The following is a 4,183-nucleotide window of genomic DNA, read 5'->3' on the forward strand; positions in this document are numbered from 1 at the left end:
GAAGGCCGAGCTGCAGCGATTTATTCGTGTTCATAACCGCGATCTTGCCAAACCATTTAAATGGACAAAGAGCGCCGACACGGTACTGGCTTCAGTGCAGCGAGCCAAAAATGTGTTACCTAATTAACCGCATGGCCCACTAGGTCAACTCCTGCTTGGCGGCAAAGATCACGGAATATGACTCCGATCTCTCTTCTTAAAGCCCCAAATATCGCTTTTCTTCGATACTTCGGGACAAATACTATGTGATACCTGCAATAATGCTTTACGTGGGCTTGGTTCTGCCAATCTCTCATATGGCCTCCTAATAGAACTTGCCGGTTCATGGGAGGCCACATTCTCTACTCTGCACGACTGAACGGCAGAGCCCTGTCAAGTCTCACCGCCAGAGGCGGTGGTTTACCTATGTATTAATTAATTTTATTTAAATACTTTTTTGATAAAATTAGTCTAATGGGATCAGCTATACAGAAATAGAAATATGTGATTTCCATTGAATATTATACTATTGAATCAGCACTTAAGGTGCCACTAGGAAGAAAGTTTTTGAGTGCGAGATCTATAAATATCGGCTTCATTGCAATGATAACCTATCTTCCAACTGTCAACAGGAAAAGCTATCCTAGGCTTTTCCTGCCCCACATCTGTGATCCTTGTCTGAAAACTACCACAACAAATCAAGTAATTGTATGCTGGACTTGCAAACCGAATTTCTCCGTTCGAGACAGCAGGCTATAGACAAGGTTTTTTCGGCCCTCTGCCACCCTCAAAGGGGAATAAAGGATGCAGGTGGATTGGTATTTACTCCACCATTCAAAGTGCAGAAGGGAATACTGGCATCCTCAAATCGTATAACCCCAGTAGTCAGGTCGATATCCCCTGTTAAATCTCCGCTACATACACCAAATATAGTCTGCATCTGTATATTCTCTATAGTCACCATAGCAGTGGTGCTGCAGAAAGTACCACTATGGCCCTCCATATTGTATGGCAATCCATTGAACCCCGTTATTCCACAGGGATCTAAAGGAGAGAAATCAGACACTGACAAGGCTGTGATGGTTGCATCCGAGCCATTTAAGATAGCCGTTCCATTCAGTTCACAGGGAAATGGGCCGAATCCAGCAGATATAAAACCTTCTAAAGCGACAGTCCCCGTGGGAGCCCAGGTTTCCGCATTGACCAGGCTGCTTGGGAAAGGAATGCTAATGGTAAGAAATACGGAGATTATTAAGTTTTTCATAAAAATTTTCTTTAAATTATGTATGTGATAAAAATGATAAATAGCCACACGAACAGTACAAAGACCACGCAGGTATAGTGCATTTTTACAAGCTAAATAAATACGCCCATAAAAAACCCTCTGAATAATCACTTGGCAGAATACCTATTGATACAATCGTATCACTGAAGAAAAGTCGCGAATAATTTCGCATGTCATTCCACCAAAAATTCAGGAAAAATCGAATCCGCAAAAAAGCGACTTTTCAGAACATCAGACGCAGTGTTTTTCTGATAGGGGGGTTAGCCACGACAATTTGGCGTTTTATTTTTGGTATTGTCTTGTAAAAAGGGAAGACCAGGCCCATGAATATAGAAGTCTTTTCATTTTGTCAGGGTTATTGGTACTTTTGGCCTTTTCCAGGGTTACTTAGTACTTCATAGCCAGAGGTTGCAACTTAACCCACAATCACTCGGGCTTTTATTCTGCAGTAGATGGTCTTCTCTCCAACTGCCACTGGACAAAGGGTTTTTGTCACCGTAACTTGGCCACCATTCAGCGCATTTTCCAGCGGCGGTGCTATGAGTCGCCTCTTATAGTAATAACAGGAGTATTAAAAAAATCTATGGATTCGACCCTACCAACCCTAATCAGCGTCACAGATCTGGCAACTATAGCGGCACAACCGGATCTGGTGATACTGGACTGCCGCTACCAGCTGGATGACCCGGACGCCGGTACCAGGGCCTTTGAGGACAGCCATATCCCCGGCGCCATCTATGCCAGCCTGCACCGGGATCTGTCCGGGCTACCGAGTCGCTTCGGCGGACGCCATCCGTTGCCAACCCCACAACAATTTGAGGCTTTTGCCCGCGCCGCGGGCATCAGTGCCAACACCCGGGTTGTGGTGTACGACGACCAGCGGCTGGCGTTTGCGGCCCGGGCCTGGTGGCTATTTCGCTATTTCGGCCACAAACAGGTGGCGGTGCTGGATGGTGGTCTGGGCGCTTGGCGAGACGCCGGCCTGGCGATGGTCACCGGTGAGGGAACTCCCCCGGCTGCGGCCAGAGACTTTGTTGCCAGCCCCCGGGCGGACATGACTGTGGATTACCGGGATATCCACCCGGAGCCAATGCCGGGCATGCAATTGGTGGATGCTCGGGAACCGCGTCGATTTGATGGCGAGGAAGAGCCAATAGATCCACTGGCGGGCCATATCCCCGGCGCGGTCAACAAGCCTTGGAAACGTATCACCGACGAGCAGGGCTTTGTTCGCGACCGGACGGAACTTGAGCAGCACTGGGCGGATCTGCCATCGGACCAGCGCCTGGTCTGCTATTGTGGCTCCGGTGTGACCGCCTGTGTCAATCTGTTGTCCCTATATCTCGCCGGCCGCGAAAATACGGTTCTCTATCCAGGCAGTTGGAGCGACTGGTGCGCCCATATTCTGCATCCGGGCAGCGAAGAGAAAAGTGGATAGGAGTAACAGTGCTATTAACCGAGTAATTCAATAGAAGAGAATGATCGATTGGATTTTCGGATCAATCAAAGAAAGAAAAAGCCCTGGCCGGGCCGAATTCCCGAACAGGGCTATTAAGATAGGTCAACAGTGAGGCCTGGAGGACCAGGGCCCTCCGATTTTGTTTGTCAGTGGCCTATTATCTGAAAAAAGACATCGACTACTTTGGTTTTGGTAAACTTCTCACCACCGCCATTGGATTTCGCGGCTGCCAGTTGGCCGTGCGCCCAATAGGGCATCAGGTTACCGGCGGCGTCATGCCGGTTTGGATTTTTCCTTGGGATCGTCGGCAAACTCTCCACCCCTGACTCCGCCAATGACATGATTTCATCGGCATCGCTGATACCGTCCGCATTCTTATCCAGCCATAATTTGAGATCAGACCAGATTACATCCGCCTCGCTCAAAATACCGTCATCATTACCGCCCAGCAGTGGACTGTCGTATTGCGCCATCGCCAAAAATCCGTTGGCGGCCAGAGTCCCGCTGCCGTCATGTAGTTCCGTGGCATTACCAAACAGCTCGGAGCCATCGTCCACTATACCGTTGTCGTTGCGATCCAGTACCACAAAGGCTTCATTGCCCCCTGCCATAACCCACTGGATATGGGTAGGCCGGCCATTGGCCGAAATATCAAAACGCACACCCTTCCCGGGAGCCGAAAATTCTATACCGTCTGCACCCAAGTCAATCACAATGGGGTCTGTATAGGTACAGGGGTGCGCTTGAGTACCGGAAGAAAACGCCGCGGACAATGCCAGAGTTACGACAAATCCAGGTACCTTTGCATAGGAGATTGTTTTGGAAATTATTTTTTTCACTTTTTATTCCTCATGCTACTCAGGGGCAAATTATTCCGGTATTCCCACCACAGGGATTTACCGGGCAGGCATGGTCAGAATGACGGACTACGGATACGTTTGTGTTGTCTCCATACTCGTGGTCAGGTAAATCAACCGAGAAACCCGCTCCAACTCCCACAGTAGCGCTCAGTGCATAGCGATTCATAGCTGTCCAATTGTAATTCAGCAGGCATGTGGCACTTGAACCAGTCCAGGTCGGATATCCAACTATATCCTGGTTGGACTTTGAAAAGTTCAACACCAGCGACCATGAGGTTTCAGTGCCGTAGGTCCTCTTGGCTCTCAGTGTTCCCGACTGAATGGTAGGACAGGTAAAATCATAGCCAAAGGTGGCAGTAATCTGAGGTATCAAATTGTTGCTAACCGCCGTGGCGCTGGCAAGTATCTTGACATGCTCGGGCTCCGAGCTAAGCAACTGCTCCACAGTTATACTGGGGTTAGGGAACCTCTGAAAAACTGCTCCAGTCTGGCATAATTTACCCCATTTCCAACATACACAGATTCAATCATGAGCCAACTGACCTTCGCCGAAGCCGAATACACTATCAAGAAACGCAAAACACGGCGCGAACTGTTCCT

4 protein-coding genes are annotated in these 4,183 nt (G+C 48.8%); 2 read left to right on the forward strand and 2 right to left on the reverse strand.

Going from position 1 to position 4,183, the window contains the following annotated elements:
* Positions 1-119: 119 nt before the first annotated feature.
* Positions 120-338, reverse strand: coding sequence for a transposase (locus tag AB1S50_RS19040; RefSeq protein ID WP_367152809.1), 219 nt, complete (start codon positions 336-338; stop codon positions 120-122).
* 351 nt (positions 339-689) lie between these two features.
* Here AB1S50_RS19040 and AB1S50_RS19045 point away from each other — a divergent pair, with 351 nt between their 5' ends.
* Both AB1S50_RS19045 and AB1S50_RS19050 read left to right on the forward strand, forming a co-directional pair.
* Positions 690-1,271 (forward strand): hypothetical protein, encoded by a 582-nt coding sequence (locus AB1S50_RS19045; RefSeq protein ID WP_367152811.1) that lies wholly within the window; start codon positions 690-692, stop codon positions 1,269-1,271.
* Between the two features lie 576 nt (positions 1,272-1,847).
* Complete coding sequence (locus AB1S50_RS19050; protein WP_367152812.1) at positions 1,848-2,702, forward strand: sulfurtransferase; 855 nt, start codon at positions 1,848-1,850, stop codon at positions 2,700-2,702.
* Between the two features lie 167 nt (positions 2,703-2,869).
* Here AB1S50_RS19050 and AB1S50_RS19055 read toward each other — a convergent pair whose 3' ends face one another.
* Positions 2,870-3,562 carry a hypothetical protein gene (locus tag AB1S50_RS19055; RefSeq protein WP_367152813.1) on the reverse strand — a complete coding sequence of 231 codons (693 nt, stop codon included), beginning with the start codon at positions 3,560-3,562 and terminating at the stop codon, positions 2,870-2,872.
* Positions 3,563-4,183: the final 621 nt, after the last annotated feature.

The organism is Microbulbifer discodermiae, assembly GCF_040742695.1.
Lineage (GTDB): Bacteria > Pseudomonadota > Gammaproteobacteria > Pseudomonadales > Cellvibrionaceae > Microbulbifer.

What these genes read in the sequence shown, in the direction of transcription:
- AB1S50_RS19050 (WP_367152812.1), top strand. Translation starts at nt 1,848, where the DNA reads ATGGATTCGACCCTACCAACCCTAATCAGCGTCACAGATCTGGCAACT.
- AB1S50_RS19040 (WP_367152809.1), bottom strand. Translation starts at nt 338, where the DNA reads ATGTGGCCTCCCATGAACCGGCAAGTTCTATTAGGAGGCCATATGAGA.
- AB1S50_RS19045 (WP_367152811.1), top strand. Translation starts at nt 690, where the DNA reads ATGCTGGACTTGCAAACCGAATTTCTCCGTTCGAGACAGCAGGCTATA.